General features: G+C 71.1%; 21 protein-coding genes. All 21 read right to left on the bottom strand.

Features of this window, described 5'->3' with window-relative positions; genetic code table 11:
• Nucleotides 1-12 precede the first annotated feature (12 nt).
• A complete protein-coding gene (locus ACJ9NR_RS41215) occupies nucleotides 13-363 on the bottom strand; it encodes a hypothetical protein (protein WP_412512928.1) in 351 nt (116 codons plus the stop codon).
• A 32-nt stretch (nucleotides 364-395) separates the two neighbouring features.
• Entirely contained in the window at nucleotides 396-791 is a 396-nt protein-coding gene (locus ACJ9NR_RS41210) for a hypothetical protein (RefSeq protein ID WP_412512927.1), read from the bottom strand.
• Nucleotides 788-940 (bottom strand): hypothetical protein, encoded by a 153-nt coding sequence (locus ACJ9NR_RS41205; RefSeq protein WP_412512926.1) that lies wholly within the window; start codon nucleotides 938-940, stop codon nucleotides 788-790. Before ACJ9NR_RS41205 ends, ACJ9NR_RS41210 begins: the two co-directional genes overlap by 4 nt.
• Complete coding sequence (locus tag ACJ9NR_RS41200) at nucleotides 937-2,073, bottom strand: GGDEF domain-containing protein (protein ID WP_412512925.1); 1,137 nt, start codon at nucleotides 2,071-2,073, stop codon at nucleotides 937-939. The genes ACJ9NR_RS41205 and ACJ9NR_RS41200 overlap by 4 nt, the downstream gene beginning before the upstream one ends.
• A complete protein-coding gene (locus ACJ9NR_RS41195; RefSeq protein WP_412512924.1) occupies nucleotides 2,070-2,327 on the bottom strand; it encodes a hypothetical protein in 258 nt (85 codons plus the stop codon). The genes ACJ9NR_RS41200 and ACJ9NR_RS41195 overlap by 4 nt, the downstream gene beginning before the upstream one ends.
• Before the next feature lie 175 nt (nucleotides 2,328-2,502).
• Nucleotides 2,503-2,952, bottom strand: a complete 450-nt coding sequence (gene kilB / locus ACJ9NR_RS41190) for a plasmid transfer protein KilB (protein WP_412512923.1) — start codon at nucleotides 2,950-2,952, stop codon at nucleotides 2,503-2,505.
• A 71-nt stretch (nucleotides 2,953-3,023) separates the two neighbouring features.
• Nucleotides 3,024-3,344 carry a hypothetical protein gene (locus ACJ9NR_RS41185; RefSeq protein ID WP_412512922.1) on the bottom strand — a complete coding sequence of 107 codons (321 nt, stop codon included), beginning with the start codon at nucleotides 3,342-3,344 and terminating at the stop codon, nucleotides 3,024-3,026.
• 108 nt (nucleotides 3,345-3,452) lie between these two features.
• A complete protein-coding gene (locus ACJ9NR_RS41180) occupies nucleotides 3,453-4,313 on the bottom strand; it encodes an AAA family ATPase (protein WP_412512921.1) in 861 nt (286 codons plus the stop codon).
• Between the two features lie 193 nt (nucleotides 4,314-4,506).
• A complete protein-coding gene (locus ACJ9NR_RS41175; protein ID WP_412512920.1) occupies nucleotides 4,507-5,109 on the bottom strand; it encodes a hypothetical protein in 603 nt (200 codons plus the stop codon).
• Nucleotides 5,106-5,699 (bottom strand): hypothetical protein, encoded by a 594-nt coding sequence (locus ACJ9NR_RS41170; RefSeq protein ID WP_412512919.1) that lies wholly within the window; start codon nucleotides 5,697-5,699, stop codon nucleotides 5,106-5,108. Before ACJ9NR_RS41170 ends, ACJ9NR_RS41175 begins: the two co-directional genes overlap by 4 nt.
• Before the next feature lie 323 nt (nucleotides 5,700-6,022).
• Complete coding sequence (locus ACJ9NR_RS41165) at nucleotides 6,023-6,661, bottom strand: hypothetical protein (RefSeq protein WP_412512918.1); 639 nt, start codon at nucleotides 6,659-6,661, stop codon at nucleotides 6,023-6,025.
• 383 nt (nucleotides 6,662-7,044) lie between these two features.
• Complete coding sequence (locus tag ACJ9NR_RS41160) at nucleotides 7,045-9,636, bottom strand: DNA translocase FtsK (protein ID WP_412513009.1); 2,592 nt, start codon at nucleotides 9,634-9,636, stop codon at nucleotides 7,045-7,047.
• Between the two features lie 93 nt (nucleotides 9,637-9,729).
• Nucleotides 9,730-10,224: a Pycsar system effector family protein gene (locus ACJ9NR_RS41155; protein ID WP_412512917.1), complete on the bottom strand. Its 495-nt coding sequence runs from the start codon at nucleotides 10,222-10,224 to the stop codon at nucleotides 9,730-9,732.
• The gene (locus ACJ9NR_RS41150; protein ID WP_412512916.1) at nucleotides 10,221-10,448 is read right to left on the bottom strand and encodes a hypothetical protein; all 228 of its coding nucleotides are present in this window, start codon (nucleotides 10,446-10,448) and stop codon (nucleotides 10,221-10,223) included. The genes ACJ9NR_RS41155 and ACJ9NR_RS41150 overlap by 4 nt, the downstream gene beginning before the upstream one ends.
• 228 nt (nucleotides 10,449-10,676) lie before the next feature.
• Entirely contained in the window at nucleotides 10,677-11,288 is a 612-nt protein-coding gene (locus ACJ9NR_RS41145) for a hypothetical protein (protein WP_412512915.1), read from the bottom strand.
• Between the two features lie 44 nt (nucleotides 11,289-11,332).
• Nucleotides 11,333-11,686 (bottom strand): hypothetical protein, encoded by a 354-nt coding sequence (locus ACJ9NR_RS41140; RefSeq protein WP_412512914.1) that lies wholly within the window; start codon nucleotides 11,684-11,686, stop codon nucleotides 11,333-11,335.
• Nucleotides 11,683-12,042 (bottom strand): hypothetical protein, encoded by a 360-nt coding sequence (locus tag ACJ9NR_RS41135; RefSeq protein WP_412512913.1) that lies wholly within the window; start codon nucleotides 12,040-12,042, stop codon nucleotides 11,683-11,685. Before ACJ9NR_RS41135 ends, ACJ9NR_RS41140 begins: the two co-directional genes overlap by 4 nt.
• A 186-nt stretch (nucleotides 12,043-12,228) precedes the next feature.
• A complete protein-coding gene (locus ACJ9NR_RS41130) occupies nucleotides 12,229-12,909 on the bottom strand; it encodes a hypothetical protein (protein WP_412512912.1) in 681 nt (226 codons plus the stop codon).
• Nucleotides 12,910-13,108: 199 nt separating this feature from the next.
• Nucleotides 13,109-13,633: a hypothetical protein gene (locus ACJ9NR_RS41125; protein WP_412512911.1), complete on the bottom strand. Its 525-nt coding sequence runs from the start codon at nucleotides 13,631-13,633 to the stop codon at nucleotides 13,109-13,111.
• 85 nt (nucleotides 13,634-13,718) lie between these two features.
• Nucleotides 13,719-13,946 (bottom strand): hypothetical protein, encoded by a 228-nt coding sequence (locus ACJ9NR_RS41120; protein ID WP_393804519.1) that lies wholly within the window; start codon nucleotides 13,944-13,946, stop codon nucleotides 13,719-13,721.
• Between the two features lie 39 nt (nucleotides 13,947-13,985).
• A complete protein-coding gene (locus tag ACJ9NR_RS41115; protein ID WP_412512910.1) occupies nucleotides 13,986-16,550 on the bottom strand; it encodes a hypothetical protein in 2,565 nt (854 codons plus the stop codon).
• Nucleotides 16,551-16,603: the final 53 nt, after the last annotated feature.

Below are 16,603 nucleotides of genomic sequence, written 5' to 3'. Positions count from 1 at the left end.
GCCGGACGGGGGTTATGCGCGGGCGCGAGTGCTGCGGCGGCCGCGGCGGCCGGCGGGCTGCCGGTGAAGGGTGCGTTCGGCGTCTGCGATGCGCTGCCTGGCCCGGGCCTGGGCCTCGAAGCGGCCTTCGAGGGGTGCGCACTGCTCACAGGGTGATTCGCGGCGGGCCCGGTGGCAGCCGAAGCCCTCGACGGTGCCGTGCGGGCCGGGCACGTTGTGCAAGGCGGCGAGGCGGTAGAGGTCGTCGGGTGCGATGTCGGTGCGCAACTTGATGTCGTCGGCGGGGAAGCCGGCGCCCAGGAGGTGGAGGGCGACGGCGGTGGTGAGGTCCAGCGGGTTTGCGGGGGTGGCGGGTATCGCCATCGGAAGTCCTTCGGTCACGGGGCGCGTGGGGGTCAGTGGGCGGTCGTTGCGCTGGCTCGGACGAGGCGCAGCGCCGGGCGCTGCGAGGGAGAGGGTGCCGGGTCGGCGAAGGCCTCGTGCTCCGGGTCCTCGGGCTGGACCGTGAGCACGACCAGGCGCAGGGGCGTGGTCGGCTGGTCGGGCAGCGTGAGGTAGCCGGTGACCTTGAGTGGAGCTCCGGGTGGGAGCGCGGCGACGTCGGCCGCGTAGAAGGGATCGGCCAGGGAGCAGGGGAGGACCGCTTCCCGGACGTCGTGCTCCTGCGGGGTGAGCTCCTGGCCGTCGTCGCCGTCGGGTGCGAGCAGCAGACGGAATCGGGCCTGGCCATGGTCGAGGATGGCTCGCTCGGCGAGCGCGCCCGTGACGGTGATTTCCGGAGTGCTGTTCATTGGGGCCCTCCCTCTTCCTGGGCGAGGGGTTCGCTGGACTGGTCGCGCTTCTCGCCGGCGACCGCCGTGAGGGCTGCGCGCAGGGCGGCTGCGGTGAGCTGGTAGCCGGCCATGGGGTAGAGAGCGCAGGCGTATGCGAGGTCGATCACGTGGGTCCCCCTGTCTCGCCGGAGGCGCTGGGGTGCTCGTAGGCGTGGATGAGGTCGCTGATCTCCGACGGGTCGTCGGTTACTCCGAGCTGCTCGCCGCTCGCGTGCCACACGTGGGTGAGACCGTCGGGGTCGTAGATGACCACGTAGGAGGCGTAGCGCTCGAAGAACGGGGTGACCTCCTGGTCGTCGGGGTCGGTGAGCAGCGTGGGGTGGAGGACGTCGATGGTGTGGACCTGAAGCCACAGGGCGCCGTCCGGCGTCTCAGGGAGGCGGAGGTGGCCGGTGACGCGGAGCAGGTCTCCCCGCTGGTGTTCGGTCAGGACGGCTGCGGCGAGGGCCGGGTTGTCCACGACGCAGGGCAGCACGGCCTCGTCGACGCGGTCTTCGTCGGCCGCCAGATGGATGCGGAAGCGGGCGACGTCATCGCGGGTGCCGGGCAGCATCTCGTCGTCGAGGAAGCCGTCCAGGACCACGGTCTTGTCCTGTGAGGTCGTCGGCATGCCGCCCGTCGCCGGCTGGAGGTTCGCTTCGGTGCCGTGGATCGCGGTGGTGGTGCGGCGCGGGGCGCGGTGGCCGCGTCCACCGCGGGCCGTCTTGACTGCGTACATGGCCTCGTCGGCCTGCTTGAGGGCGGTGGAGGCGGACCGATCGTCCAGGTCGGTGATCGCGACGGTGCCGATGGACGCGGTGACGGTGAGGGGGCCGCCGGGCCACGGCACTGGCTGGGCGAGCTCGTGGGCCAGGCCCTCGGTGAAGGCCGCCACGTCGTTGCTGTCGAGGTTGAGGATGGCGACGAACTCGTCTCCGCCGAGGCGGGCGCACTCGGTGTGCCGTCCGCCGTGCTGGGCGGTGAACTCGGCCAGGCGTGCACCGGTTGCCCGTAGGACGGCGTCGCCGGCGGGGTGGCCGAACGTGTCGTTGACCGGCTTGAAGCCGTCCAGGTCGAGCATGAGCACGTGGCTTGCCTGGTTCCGTCGTATCAGCCGGTCGGTGCGGCGCATCCACGGCATGCGGGTCCACAGGCCACTGAGTGGGTCGCGGCGCGCGGCATACAGTTTGCGGCCCAGCAGTCCGGTGGTCAGGGCCCAGCCTGCGGTGGGGAGTGCGGCGGCGATGGCCTCGGTGATCACGGGGTCACCTCGTCCGTGTCGATGGCGCGGACGACGGCGAAGCAGTCGTCGGAGAGGTTGAAGTGGACGTGGGCGCCGTTGCCGAGGCGGATGGCGGCCATCTTGGCGGCGGCGTCGGCGCGCGGCTGGCCTCCGCCGTAGGAGGTGAGACGCCGGGCGCGGCGACCGCCGCAGGTCTTGCACCTGGGCGCTGTGTTGGTGGCGGCGACCTGCCCGGGGTGGGTGGTTGCGGTGCTGGTGCTGCCTGTGGTCATCTCGTTGGACCTCCTTCGTTGGGGGAGCAGGGCACGCCCGGTGCTTGCAGGCCAGGGGCGTGCCCTGCGCATGTGAGGTGCAAGGGCAGCCGGATCAAGTCCGGTGTGCGCGCGGCGGATTCATCACGCCGCGCCGGGTGCCGTGAGCGTCTTTACGGCGTAAAGACCAGAGGGTTCAGAGGGCGGCGGCCGCCGTGAGGAAGGCGTGGTCCGCGGCGATTCCTCGCTCGCGGCGCGCGTCCATCACGGCAGGGCTCACGGTCGCCAGGTCCTCGCCGCGCGGTTTCACTGCGTAGGCCGCGGCCGCCGCCGCGTCGGCGAGCCGCAGCAGCTCAGCGTTGCGGGTCAGGACGCGCAGCTCGTACAGGGCGAGCGTGACCTCGCTGCGGGATGCGTCGCTCAGGTCGTTGGCGGCCAGCATCTTCGCGGGGTCCGGGTTCGCCTGCCGGGCGAGGTCCCACCGGTCGTAGAGGTTCCCGCGGTGTGCGGAGAGCCGGTGGGCGAAGCGGGCGGCCGTGGTGCGCAGTTGGTCCTTGCGGGTGGTGTGCCATTGGATGAGGGGTCCGAGGACCGAGCCGAGCAGGCCTCCCATCACGCCGATGAGGGCGGCCAGTACGACGTCCATCGTTGACTCCGATCGACCAGGAGGGGACGTCCCCGGCCGCGATGGCCGGGGACGGAGGGCCGGGGTGGCACTCAGAAGGTGCTGTCCGCCGTGGTCGTACCGGGGTCGGCGGCCGCCGTGTACGGGGCGGTGAGCTGGTCCAGGACGCGGCGGATGCGCTCGGCGGCGCCGAGGACGTACTCGCGGTGCCGCTCGGACGTGATCGGCACGGTGTAGGCAGCGAGTTCCTCCTCGGGAGTGCCCACGACCTTCTGCAGGGCCTCCAGGTGGAACATGGCGCCGACCATCTCGGTGATCATCGGGGTCTCCATGCCGGAGACACGGTCGGCATGCGGGCAGCCGGTCTTCGGGCGCTCGCCGGTGCGGCCGAAGGTGGGCACGGACGTCGTCATTCGAGTTCTCCTTGCGGGTGAGGTCGCGAGCAGCCCCGGTCAGCAGGCGCTCGCCGTGGTTGCTGATCAGCTAGTGGCCATGAGCGGGCGGCTAGTTGAGGCCGCCGGTCAGCCGAGGCTGCGGCCGGTGCAGCCGTCGCACCACGGTTCGTCGGGTGCGCCACCGCGGTAGACGGACTGCAGGTCTGCCGCGCCGGTGACCTTCACCCACAGCGGGCCCGAGCAGCCGTCGGTGCAGGCCTCGCTGAGGCGGGCCTGCCAGTGGTGGTCGTACGGGTCGCCGTCGTCCATCCAGCGCACCGTGATCTCACGGCCGGCCACGGCGAAGGTGCCGGTAGCGAAGCCGTGTTCGCGCTCTTGGTGCCAGGCGAACACGGCGGCCACGTCCTCGCCGAAGGTGCGCCGTACCTCGGCGAGCGGGTCGGGGTCTGCGGTGGCCGCGCGCCGCAGCAGCAGGCCGAGCAGGTCGAGTTCGTCGGCGTAGCAGGCGTACTCGAAGCCCTCGTCGATCAGCTGGTCGGTGGTGGGCACGCCGGCCGCCTGGCGGGTGACGGCGTCGGGCGGCACCTGCTTGGCCTTCGTGCGCGTCTCCTGCCGGGCCAGGCATTCCTCCACCGGGACCCGGAAGACGATCGCGACGGTGGTCATCCCCCAGTGCCGGGCACGCCGGAGCAGGTAGGCGCGCACGTCGAGCTCGCTGTTCGTGCTGTCCGCAAGGACAGGCAATTTTCGGGTGAGGCGGGCGTCCAGCAGTTCACGGAAGACCACGCTCGCGATCGGGGTCGCGGTCTGATCGCCGGGCGACCCGGTGGCCCGCCAGCGGAAGTTGTCCAGTTCGAGCCGCCAGTCGGCCGGGAACGCCCGGGCGACGCGGCTCTTGCCGCTGCCGGCGGCGCCGATCAGCGCGAGCAGGAACGGGCCGTCGGGCAGGGAGTGCGGGGCGAGCACGAACTCGCTCTGGGAACGCACGCAGTCCTCCAAGAAGGGCGTCGAAGGCGCACGGAGGACTGGCGGCCACACCGCCTGTGACTCGTGCGCGGGATCAGGGGGCGGCAGTCGCCAGATGATGGGGCGCTGATCTGCCGTCCCATGGGGCCGTCCGGTCTGGCCGGTCCTCCGCGCCGCCCCGATCCGGGTTGGATCGGGGCGGCACAGGGAGCCGTCAGCAGCGGGGGGCGCTGTTGTCGGTGCGGATGTGGCCGCGCAGCAGGTCGACGCGGGTCGCGGTGCGCGCGGTCTGCCCGGCCAGCCGGAGCAGTCCCTTCGCGCCGGCCGCGACGGGCTTGCGGTAGATGAGCCGGGCGGTGAACTGGCTGGCCTGCCGGGCAAGTTCACCCGCCTGGCCCGCGAGGTGGCCGAGCTGCTGTTCGGCGGCGTCCGGGTCGACGAGCTCCCCGTCGTCCGTGAGGGGCGGGACCGAGTCGAGTTGGTCGAGCAGGTTCCGCATCAGCTTCTTCATGGCGTGGCCGGCGTCGGTGAGGTCTGCGCAGGACAGCCAGTGATCGAGGTGGTGGTGGCCCACCAGGTCGACCGTGAAGACGGTGGTCGGGGTCACCCAGTCCCAGTCGACCCAGGCCTGCAGGATGATGCGGTTGGCGACCGGGTCGGGGGTGGCACACATGGCGCGGCCGGTTCGGGTGCGCAGCAGTGCGCCGTAGCCGTCGGCGTCCGGCTCGGGGATCCAGGCTTCTCCGAAGCTCAGGCGCAGCAGGGAGGCGAGGCGTTCGACGGGATCGGGAGCGAGGCTGAGGTCGAGGTCCTTCATGAGCGGCCGCCCTTGCGGGTGGCGAGCCAGGTGGTGACCGCGGCGGCGCCGACGCCGATGACCCGGTGGAGCGCGGCATCGAGTTCGATCCACGCGGTGCCGGGCCCGTTGATCTCCTTGTGCGGGGTGTCGTTCTTGTCCAGGCGGACGGCCTGGCAGTGCTCGATGTAGCCGGTCTGGCCCGCCTTCTTCGCGAGCCACAGGAAGAGGGCGCCGCGGTCGATCGCGGCGTGGGTGAAGCCGTTGATGGCGGCCCCGGCCAGAAAGGCGGAGGGCGGAACGCGGTAGCCGAAGGCGCGGGTGAGAGCGGTGGCCGCGCCGGTCTGGATCGCCGTGTACGTGGCGACGTGCAGCGCGACGGCCCGCCGGCCCCGGGCGCTGGCGGTCATGGTCGGCTCGTCCCGGCGGGCGGCGTCCTCTGCGTCGACGGGGCAGCCGTCGCGGTAGACGCGTTGCGGACCGTAGAGGCGCTTACAGCGGGCGGTTTCCGATCCCTGCGCCCAGTGGTCGCAGAACGGGTGGATCTCGCCGAAGGCGGCGAGGAGGGTACCGAAGAGCGCCAGTCGCTCGATGGCGCGGGTTCGGATCATGGTCGGGTGTGCTCCTCAACTAAGAGTGTCGGTGCAGGGGTTGTCGGGCGGGGCGACGCCGGACCATAGGCGTGTGCTGGCCGCGCAGAGGACGGCTGATCAGCTCGCGGCTGGCGGGGTCGCCTGGTCGGGGAAGACGAGTCGAGTGCGCGGGTGCATCGGGGACCTCGTGACGGTCGACTCAACTCCGGGGCGGCATCGGTTCTTTACGGCGTAAAGAACCGCCGGGCCTCAGATGTGCGTGCTGGGCACGGTCCGTCCTGCCGGGCCTCCGCACCGTCCCGGCCTGTGAGGGGCCGGGGCGGCACAGGGGGCCGGCAGGGTCAGGCCGCGACCGGCTCGTCCTTGAGCTCGCGGGTGGCGTGCTGCTCCAGGAGGTCACGCACCTGCTCCAGGGAGGTGACGGGTACCGGCTCGTTCCCGGTCTCGGGGACGATGAAGGAGTACAGGTGGGTCGGGTGGCTCCCGCTCTCGTCCTTCTCGTAGTACACGTACGCGCCGTCAGCGAGACGGAACAGGGCGCTGGTGCCGTCGACGCCCGCCCACAGCTCCGTCCTGTCCAGCAGGGCGTGTGCAGGGTCGACCTTCCCCGAGTACATCGCGGCCTGGTGGGCGGCACCGGCCGCTGCCGCCTCGGTCAGGAGCTCCAGGACGTCGTCGGTGTTGTCGGGAAGCGTCGCCTTCTCCTCGCTCTGCTCGGACGCCGGTGCGGCCGGGGACGGCGAGGTCCGGGTGCGGGCGCGCAGCGAGGCCATGAACGAGGCGAGGAGGTCGTTGACTCCGGCAGCGAGGCCGAGCCCGAAGATGCCGGCGGACACTCCCGCCCAGGCGGGCGAAAGACCGGGCGTGTTGAAGCCGACCCAGCCGCCGATTCCGGCGACCACCGCCAGGAGGATGAACTCGAGGCCTTCCACTGCGATGGCACCGCCACGAGCGGCACCGGGTCGCGTGATCTTACTCATGAGGTTGTGCTCCTTCTGGGGTTGGAAACGCAGGGGCCGCCCGATCTGGGATCAGGCGGCCCCTGAGAGGTGTTGGAATCTGGAGCCCGGACGTCAGTCCGTCCGGTTCCGGGATGCGAAGACGTGCGGGGGTCCATGGAGGTACCGCACCTTGGGCCCCCGACCACGCGGGCGACCATCAGCCCCGACCAGGGGTCACGATGAGGCAACGTGTTCCCGGTACTGCCGTGGTCGGGGTGGCGGTCGGGCCGACCAGGACGGGCCCGGGCGCTGTCGTACTCGGTCCGGCTGGCGGCCGGGACACGGTCGGGTCGACGGGTCCGTTCGCTGATGCCCGGCTCCCGGCCGATGGGCAGGCCCGGGGTGTCGGCGGCGGGGGCGGCTCACTGGCCGCCCGCTGCGGTCTGAACCCGCTCCGGGAGGTCGCCGGTGTCCGCGTCTTCTGCTGGCGCACTGCCGGGGACGGAACGGAGCATGGCCAGCACTCCGTCCAGCTCGTCCGGCTTCACGAGAACCTTGCGCGCCTTGGAGCCCTCGCTGGGCCCGACGATGCCGCGGGACTCCATGAGGTCCATCAGCCGTCCGGCCTTGGCGAAGCCGACCCGGAGCTTGCGCTGAAGCATGGACGTCGAACCGAACTGGGTGGAGACGACCAGCTCGGCCGCCTCGCACAGCAGGTCCAGGTCGTCGCCGATGTCCTCGTCGATCTCCTTCTTCTGCTTGGTGTCCATGACGACGTCGTCCCGGAAGTCGGGCGTCATCTTGTCCTTGCAGTGCTGGACGACGGCCGCGATCTCGTCCTCGTTCACGAAGGCGCCCTGCATTCGGGCAGGCGTGTTCGCGCCCATCGGCAGGTATAGCCCGTCGCCCTTGCCGATCAGTTTCTCTGCGCCGGGCTGGTCGATGATGACGCGCGAGTCGGTGAGCGAGGCGGTGGCGAAGGCGAGCCGGGAGGGCACGTTCGCCTTGATCAGGCCGGTGACGACGTCCACCGATGGCCGCTGCGTGGCGAGCACGAGGTGGATGCCGGCCGCACGCGCGAGCTGCGTGATGCGCACGATCGCGTCCTCGACGTCACGCGGGGCGACCATCATCAGGTCGGCGAGCTCGTCGACGATCACGAGCAGGTACGGGTACGGCTGCAGCTCGCGCTCACTGCCTGCCGGCGCCTTCACTTTGCCGCTTCGTACGGCGGCGTTGAAGTCGTCGATGTGCCGGAAGCCGTAAGCCGCGAGGTCGTCGTAGCGGAGGTCCATCTCGCGTACGACCCACTGCAGGGCCTCGGCGGCCCGCTTCGGGTTGGTGATGATCGGTGTGATCAGGTGCGGGATGCCCTCGTAGGCGGTCAGCTCGACGCGCTTGGGGTCGATCAGGACCATGCGCACGTCCTCGGGGGTCGCGCGCACCATGATGGAGGTGATCAGGCAGTTGATGCACGAGGACTTGCCGGACCCGGTGGCTCCGGCGATCAGGATGTGCGGCATCTTCGCGAGGTTGGCCATGACGTAGCCGCCCTCGACGTCCTTGCCGAGCGCCACCAGGAGCGGATGGTTGTCCTCGGCGGCAGCCGCGAGGCGCAGCACGTCGCCGAGGTTGACCATCTCGCGGTCGGTGTTGGGGATTTCGATGCCGATCGCGGACTTGCCGGGGATCGGGTTGATGATCCGCACTTCCGGGCTGGCGACGGCGTAGGCGATGTTCTTGGTCAGCGCGGTGATCCGCTCGACCTTCACGGCGGGGCCGAGCTCGATCTCGTAGCGGGTGACCGTCGGCCCGCGCGTGAAGCCGGTGACGGCGGCGTCGACCTTGAACTCGGTGAAGAGGTTGGTCAGTGAGGTGACGACCGCGTCGTTGGCGGCGCTGCGTGCCTTGCCGGGGCCGCCGCGCGTGAGGAGGTCGAGGGCTGGCAGGGCGTAGGTCATGTCGCCCGACATCTGGAGCTGCTCCGTGCGCGCGGGCAGGTTGTGTTCCTCGCCCGCGGGCGGTGCCTTGGTGAGGTCGGGGACGGCCCGGGGGGACGGCACCATCCCGCGCGGCTGGGCGCCGACGGGCGGCCGCGTTGCTGCGGCCTTGGGGTGCTCGCGCCGTGGGGGGATCTCCTGCTGAACGCCGTCGGAGTCGTTCGCCTCACCGGCGGACCTGCTGCGGCTGGAGCGTGCGGGCATCGCCTCGGGCTTCTGTTCCGCGTGTCGCTCGTCGTTGCCGAGTGCGTCGGCCGATTGTCCCTGGATGACGCCGAGGTGCGCGCCGAGCGCCCGCAGGCGCTGTGGGATGGCGTTGACCGGGGTGGCCGTGACGACGAGCAGCCCGAAGGCGATGAGCAGCACCAGCAGCGGTACGGCCAGCACTTCGCCCATGCTGTAGGTCAGCGGGGTTGCGACGCCCCATCCGATGAGGCCGCCGGCGTCCCGTATGGCCTGCGTGCTGTCGCTGCGGGCCGGCGAGCCGCAGGCGATGTGGACCAGGCCGAGGACGCCGACGACCAGGACTGACAGGCCGATGAGGACACGGCCGTCGGCCTCGGACTTCCTGTGCCGGATGAAGCGCACGGCGATGGCGCCGAGCAGAACCGGCACCAGCAGGTCGAGGCGGCCGAAGCAGCCGGTCACCAGGATCTCGACGAGATCGCCGACCGGACCCTGCAGGTCGGCCCAGGTGCCCACGGCGACGATCAGCGCGCTGGCAAGCAGGAGCAGCGCGGCGCCGTCCTTGCGGTGTGCCGGGTCGAGGTTCCGGGCGCTCCGCCCCAGGCTGCGGAAGAGCCAGTACACGATCCTGGTGCTGGTCCCCGGCTTCGCCGCGGTCCTCCTGGCGGGTGTCCTCTTCGCGGCGGTCCTCTTGGCCGGGGCCCTTTTCGCCGCTGCCCTCTTCGCAGGGGGCTTTTTCGCGGCGGTCGTCTTGGCCGCTGCCCTCTTCGCGGAGGGCCTTTTCGCGGCCGGCTTCTTGGCGGGGGTCTTCTTCACAGCGGGCTCCAGGGAAGTTGGGCAGGCAGGCGGTGCAGGGTCGGGTGACGGGGCCGGGCGGAGCGGTCGTCTTCCGGCGTCGCCACGTGGCCGGGTCTGCTGCTGTCAGGCGAGCGCGGTCACGGTGAGCGTGAGGACGGCGATGACGATGAGGACGACGGCGGCCAGCGAGAGGCGGATGGCATGCCCCAGCCCCTGGAACTTGGGGAGGGCGATCTGGGAGAGGACACGAAGCCGGTCCGCCCGGCGGTCGTCGCTCATCTCGGCGAGGATCTGCTGGGTGTCGCATGTGGCCCAGTAGGGGAAGCTCGCGCGGTCCGCGCCGTGCAGTCGGGGCAGGACGACGAGCAGCAGCAAGATGGTGGAGGCGGCCAGGACGAGGACCGCGAGTCCGCCGGCGACGAGGCACAGCAGGGGGAGGTCCTTGTTGGCCGAGCCCACCAGGCCTGCGATGACTGCGCCGTTGAAGGCGAGGAGGAAGGAGGTCTTGCCGTCGGTGCGGCCGATCTCCGATGCCACGGTGGCGAGCGCGTCTTTGAGGTTCTGGTCGACGAGCGAGTGCTGAGTACCGGGCTCGGTGGTGGTCGGGGGCGGGTTCACCGGCTGGCCTCCTTCGTCTGCCGCGCGGCGGCGGGGGTCGGCGCGGGCAGGCCCAGGCTCAGGGCGAGCGCGTGGCGGGCCGCGAAGTCGTGGGCCGGGTTGTGGATGAACTCGGCGACCGTGCGGAGGCGGCCTCGCAGGGTCTGCAGGTCGTTCTCGGCTTCGCGCAGGGCGATGGAGTGGGGTAACGGCGTGGTGTCCGTGGCCTCGGAGCGGCTGGTCATCAGGATTCCTGTAGGGATCGGAGTGTGAGCGGGCGGCGGGCGCGGTGTACCTGCGCCCGCCGCCCGTGGGGTGTTTCCGTCGCCCGTCCCAGTCGTGGACGGGTGTTGGTGCGCCGGATCCGGGCACCGTCGCCCTCCTAGGTGGGATGGACGACGGTGCCGGGCGGCTCGCAGAGGGTCCGCGGAGATCTGTCGGCGGTGGCGCGCGAGGCCGGGTGGAGGGTCCGGTCAGCTCTCGGGCTGGCCCACGACGTAGTAGTAGAAGGTCGTGTGGTCGTAGGCGCTGCGCTGAACGACGAGGACGTCGGGGCGGTCCACGGCCAGTTGCTGGAGCTCGGCTTCGATCCACTCGTTGCTGCGCTGGAGGGTGAGCCGGTGGAGGTCGAGGTAGTTGAGCATGATCTGCGCGTTGTCGGCCTTGCGCGGCCGGCTGAGCACCCACTTGTGTAACTGTTCGCGGGCGCTGTCGTCGTCCGGGCGGTCGGGGATGGCGCGGGGCAGTGCCCGGCAGCTGGTGGCGTGCTGGGTGGCGATCCGGTTCGCGTCCGTCAGCTTCAGTCGGCCGAGGTGGCCTGGTTCCGGGTCCTGCTCGACGCTGAAGTGGCAGCCGAGGCAGGACACGACGTGGCAGTCGTTCTGGCCGGCGGAGTAGACGAGGACGATCGCGCTCATCGCCTGGTTCCAGTGCCGCTCGACGACGGTGACGCCTTCGGGCATCCAGGTCTCGCCGAGCTCCGGCCACGGCTCGCTGGCCGGTGGCTCGGCGGACGCACGACGGGCGCGGTTGAACAGCGCGAGGACCATGGGCTTGGGCTCCTTGTCGAGGCGGGGTGGCAGCACGCGGCAGGCCGGTAAGGCCGGAGGCGGCTGCCTGGTGGGGTCGTTCAGCGGGCGCGGCGGGCGGCCGCGCAGCGGGTGCAGAGGAAGCGGCACTCCGCGCTGGAGGTATCGGTGGTGCAGGTGCCGAGTTCGGTGAGCGCACCGCACTCGGCGCAGGCCGGTCCGAGCAGCGTGCGGAGTTCCTCGAGGTGGCCGGCCAAGTCGGCGCGCTCGTCGGGGAGCATCTCGGCGATGATCTGCTGGGCGGCTTCGCGGTTCCCGGTGCGTACGGCGGCCAGGGCCGCGTTCCCCGCGGCCTCCCGGGCGGTGGCGGCGGCGTCGACGTCGTGGACGGTGTCGTCCTGGAGCGTGTCCAGGGCCGTGGCCGCTGCGAGCGTGGTGTAGGTGGCGACCGTCATGCGTCGTCTCCGGCCGCGTCCGCGTGCTCCAGGACGAGCGTGGCGTAGGTGGAGTCGCCGCTGCCCAGGAGGCGTACCGCCTTGGAGAGCTCGATCCACCCCTCGGCCCGTCCCAAGTGGTAGGGGCACGGCTGCTCCAACAGGCCGCAGGCGGGGCACAGTTCGGGGTCGGTGTGGTGCTTGGGCAGCCCGTCCTTGAGCTGCTGGAAGCGGTCGCGCAACGCCAGGTACTCGCGGATGAGCGCGTCGACAGCTTCGGCGGCGTCGGCGGCATCGCCGTTGATTCCGGCGAGGATGCGCTGGCCGTCGCGTGCGGAGTCGAGCACGTACGACTCGTTGTTGGGGCCGAGGTGCATGGTCGAGAAGTCCTTTCCGGACAGAGCGTCCCGCCCCCTGTTCTCAGCCCGTGCCGGTCGTAGGCCGGGACGGGTCACGGGGCGGCCGGCAGCGGGGTGTGAGGGGCAGCGCGCGGTGGCTGTTCCGGCTCCCTGCCCGCCCCCGGCCCCCGTGGTGGCGGGAGCCGAGGGGCGGACAGGCAGACGTCAGTTCTTCGACGGCGGCTGGAATGGGAGGGGGTAGGGCAGGTACTGGGGCGGCTCGGCCCGCGCCATGCGGATCTCCGTGCGGACCTCAACATCGGGGAGGGGCGGCGCTTCGTTGTGCACGTCGACGTGGACGAACGCGAGCGGTGGGAGACGCAGTCCGCGGAGCGCCAAGCAGGACAGCGCGGCCCACGCCAGGAGGCCGACCGCCGTGGCGACGGGGCGGCCGGGCCCGGGAGTTTCGACCAACACCATGATCACGGTCGCGGCTCCCCAGAGCGTCCAGATGAGCCGGGCGGGGCCGTTGTGGAGGCCGCCTAGGACGAACGCGATGAGTCCGAGGGCCTTCCAGAGGCTGTAGGTGGCGCCGGCGGTGATGGGCAGTTCCTGCGTGTGGGCGACGAGGTAGCGGCGTACAGGGTCGTCGATGGTGGCGCCCACCGCGTCCACGGTCGTGGCCAGGCCGGGCATCCCGGGCAGGAACTGGTCCAGCAGCCAGGCGCCGAGGAGGGTGACTGCGGCGGTGAAGGCCAGGTGGCGGACGGTTTCGTGCCGCCACAGCTGCGCCAGCTTCGTGCGGGCCTGGCCGGTCCGGTGGCTGATCCAGCTGCGGGGCCGGTGTAAGGAGGGCCACCGGAGCGTGCGCTTGTGGCCGTTTCCAGCAGCGGGGTTGGTGGTCATGGCAGGTTGGCCTCTCTTCACGAAGGCGGGAAGGTGGGCAGCACCGCGCCCCGTGGCGAGGAGACAGCCGACGGGGCGGGAAGCGGTGGAGCTGTGCGGCTGTTCCGGCTCCCTGCCCGCCCCCGGCCCCCGTGGTGGGGTTCGGGAGTGGACAGGCAGACGTCAGCGTGAGGGCGTCGTGGACGGGCGGCGTCCGACGTCACTGCGTGCCGTCGGTGATCTGGTTGGTGGTCCGCCCGAACCCGCGGGTTTCGGTGTGCAGTTCGGTGTGCTGCACGTAGACGGTGCCGGTGTACTGGTTGACCGTGTGGTCGGGAAGCGCTGAGGCGCCGTCGCGGAAGGCCCGTCCGATCATGCGGGCGGCGGCGCCGATCGCGATGAACACTCCGGAGGCGCCGAGGCCGGCGAAGGTCAGCTGCATCGGGCTGACGCTGGACAACTGCCACAGCACCAGGGAGATGGCGCCGCCGACCGGCAGTGAACCCCAGGTGTAGACGATCACGAGGGCGGCGTGGTCGGTGGCTTTCTGGGACATGGGGGGCCGGCCGTGCGGGTCGAACGGCACGGTGCCCCCAACGGTGGGCGGTGTCGGCAGGGAAGCGGGGGCGACAGCTCTGGTTGTCGTGGGGACGCTGCTGCTGTACCAGTCGGCCAGCATGCGCGCCTCATCGAACGCTTCCTGAGCCGTCTGTCCCCGCCCACGGCCTGCGAGGTCGTCGGCCATGGTGTCTCTCCTAACTGATGGGTCGAGGGCGTGAACGCGGAAGAGGCGGCCCGCTCCGAGCGGGCCGCCTCTCGCGTGCGTGGGGCTACTTGGCGGAGACGTTGTTGACGGTGTCGCTGAAGCCCTTGGCGCCGTTGCCGAACATGTCCTGGACCTTCGCGACGCCGTCCGCGCCGAAGGGCGTCATCATCACGAGGATCCAGAAGATCGAGACGACGGCGACTTCCCGCTTGCGGAAGCTGCTGTCCTTCTTCATCCAGATGCCGATGCCGATGGCGACGAGCAGGGCGAGACCCGAGACGGTGAGTTCCATGGTTGATCTCCAACTTTCGTGAAGGGGAAGGGGTGGGGGTCAGGCGTCAAGGCGGTCGACGGTGTGCCAGTCACGGTCGATCTGGGTGAGCTTGCCGAGGCGTTCCAGCCGCTTCGTGGCGTTGGCGACGTTGGGCGGCTTCAGGGCGGTGACCTTGGCGATCTCGCCGTTGCGGCGGGCGCCGCGGTCGACGGCGTGCCAGACGAGTTCGGAGCGGCTGGGCGGCACCAGGTCGTCCAGGTCGTCGTCGTCCACGTCCGTGTCCATCCCGGCCGGCATGGCCGGGGCGGGGGCGAGGTCGATGACGGTGGTGTTGATGCCGCGCTTTTCCTGCTCCTGCTTGACCAGGTCGCGCAGGAACTCTTCTTCCTCGCCGGCGTCCATGTGCCGGTATTCGTCCCGCCGCAGGTAGGCGACGCCGGCGGGGCTCATGGCGGCCGCTGCGTCGGCTTCCTCCCAGGTGAGGGTCGGCCGCGGCAGTTCGCGGGCGGTGCGCACCGGGTTGGGGTGGAACATCATGCGGGACTGGGTGTACTGGTCGGAGCCGTCGGCGATGTAGCCCAGGCCGCCGGTGCCGGCGCCGTTCGGGAACGTCTCCGGGATCGGCTCCAGGCGGAACTTCGGGGTCCTGGAGCCGAGCGACATCACGTCGACGTCCGCACGGGCGGTGCGGAACAGGGCGATGTTGCCGGACTGGAGCATGTCGCGGATGGCGTTGGCGTGCTTGTTGGTGCCGATGGAGTCGAGGTTGGGGATCTGGACGTAGACCCGGGCGCCGATGCCGGCGGACCGGGTCTGGCGGCCGAGGTTGGACACGCTGGCGAGCAACGAGTTGACGTGGTCTTTGGCCGGGTCCATGACCATTTCGTTGAACTCGTCCGCGGTGAACTGCATGGGAGCGAACGGTTCGCCGGGGACGAAGAAGCTGCGGCCGTCCATGACGTAGCCGTCGGCGTCCTGCCACTGCATCTTCATCTGGGTGGAGAAGCGGAACTTGCCGACGTCGACGGCGGCCTGGGCCATGAGCATGGCGCCGTAGTGGCTCTTGACCAGCCAGTCGAGGACCTGGGTCCACGAGGCGAAACCGGCGCCGTACTTGCCGTCGGCCAGCCACCCGACGATCCCGTTGATCATCTGGGCGATCAGGAGGGTTTCTTCCAGCGAGCTCTTGCCCGAGCCGGTGGTGCCGGAGGAGAAGGAGTGCACCGCGGACATGCCCTGACGGCCGGTGAGCCCGAACTTCCCCTCGTTGGGGATCATCAGGCGCCAGCGGGCGGGCTCGCCGTAGATGTCCTTGCCGACCGTGACGTAGCCCCGGTCGTCCATGACGAGCGCGCTCGGGTCCAGCGGGACGCCGTCCTGGAGCGGGTTGACGCTCATCTCGTTGACCTCGATACGGCGGGCGTCGATCACCCGCAGGTGGAGGTGGGAGACGGCGTCCTCTCCGTCCATGTCCAGGGCCTGGGCAATGGCGAGGGGCTGCACATCGGCGACCGAGGAACCGCGGCGCGGCATCAAGAGCTTGAAGCGCCGGCCGAACTCGGTCTCCTCCGCGTCGTACAGCTCGCTGCCGTGGTAGGGGCTGTACTCCTCCCAGACGGCCGACAGGTCGTCCATGTCCAGCTCGCCGGTCCTGTTGCGCAGTTTGACGGTGAGCTTGGCGCGGGAGGCGGCCATGTCGTCGGGCCGGTAGATGTTGACCGCCCGCGGCGGTACCTCGAACGCGATCGAGACCGCGTCCTGGCCGACGCCGAGGGCGGGCCTGGCGGTGGTGGAGACGACGATCGCGGTCAGCCGGTCCTCGTCCAGACGGACGTCGGTGAGCTTGGAGGCGGGCAGCGGGCCCTGGTCGCAGGCGATCCACTCGTCCCACCGGGCCAGGTACCAGTCGACGCCGTCCGGGTGTTCGGCGGCCGCCGGCGTCGCCGAGTCCGGAAGGGCCCACATCCGTGCCCCCCAGGTCGCCGCGGTGGAGGCGACGAGGAGGCGGGCCCACCAGGGCACGTCGATGTAACTGCTGGCGGGTATCGCCGCGAGCGGGCCGGCCCGCAGCGCCATCTCCACGGGGCTGTAGCGGCGCCACCAGCCGCGCTCCCAGTCGGGAAGGCCCTTGGCCCAGATGGCTCGCAGGGTGGCGGACCGCCTGCGGTAGGCGTCGGCTTTCGCCGCGCGGACCAGGGCGGCACGGTCGTCGCGGTGGCGCCAGCCGTCGGCGATGCCGATGGTCGGCACGAGCATGCCGTCGGAGCCGACGGCCGGCCCGTACGCGTGGTCGAGGTCGAGGCGGCGGCGCATCCGGCGGACCCGGCGCCGGTAACCGCGCCGGCTGCTGCGGGCCATCCACTCCCACGGCTCGCCCTGCCCGGGCAGCCAGCGCCACGGACCGGGGTTCATGCCGAGCGCGGCCCAGCCGGCCGCGACGCCGGTGGTGCCAAGGGTGGTGAGCAGCAGGGGGTCACCGGACAGCCAGCCGGAGGCGATGCCGAGTCCGGAGCCGACGTACAGGCCCGGGTTGTGCATCTGGGCCATCCGCGCGCGCAGTCCGGTCAGCTCCTGGGGAGCGTTGTCTTCGGTCTCTTCCTGGGTCGGTGTGGTCGTGGCCATCCGGTCTTCTCCGTTTTCAGCGAAGACGAAGGGCGGGACCGCGGATTGCGGTC

Origin of the sequence: Streptomyces sediminimaris, from assembly GCF_047049295.1 — a bacterium.
Taxonomy (GTDB): Bacteria; Actinomycetota; Actinomycetes; order Streptomycetales; family Streptomycetaceae; genus Streptomyces; species Streptomyces sediminimaris.
This window is presented reverse-complemented; position numbering and strand designations above follow the sequence as displayed.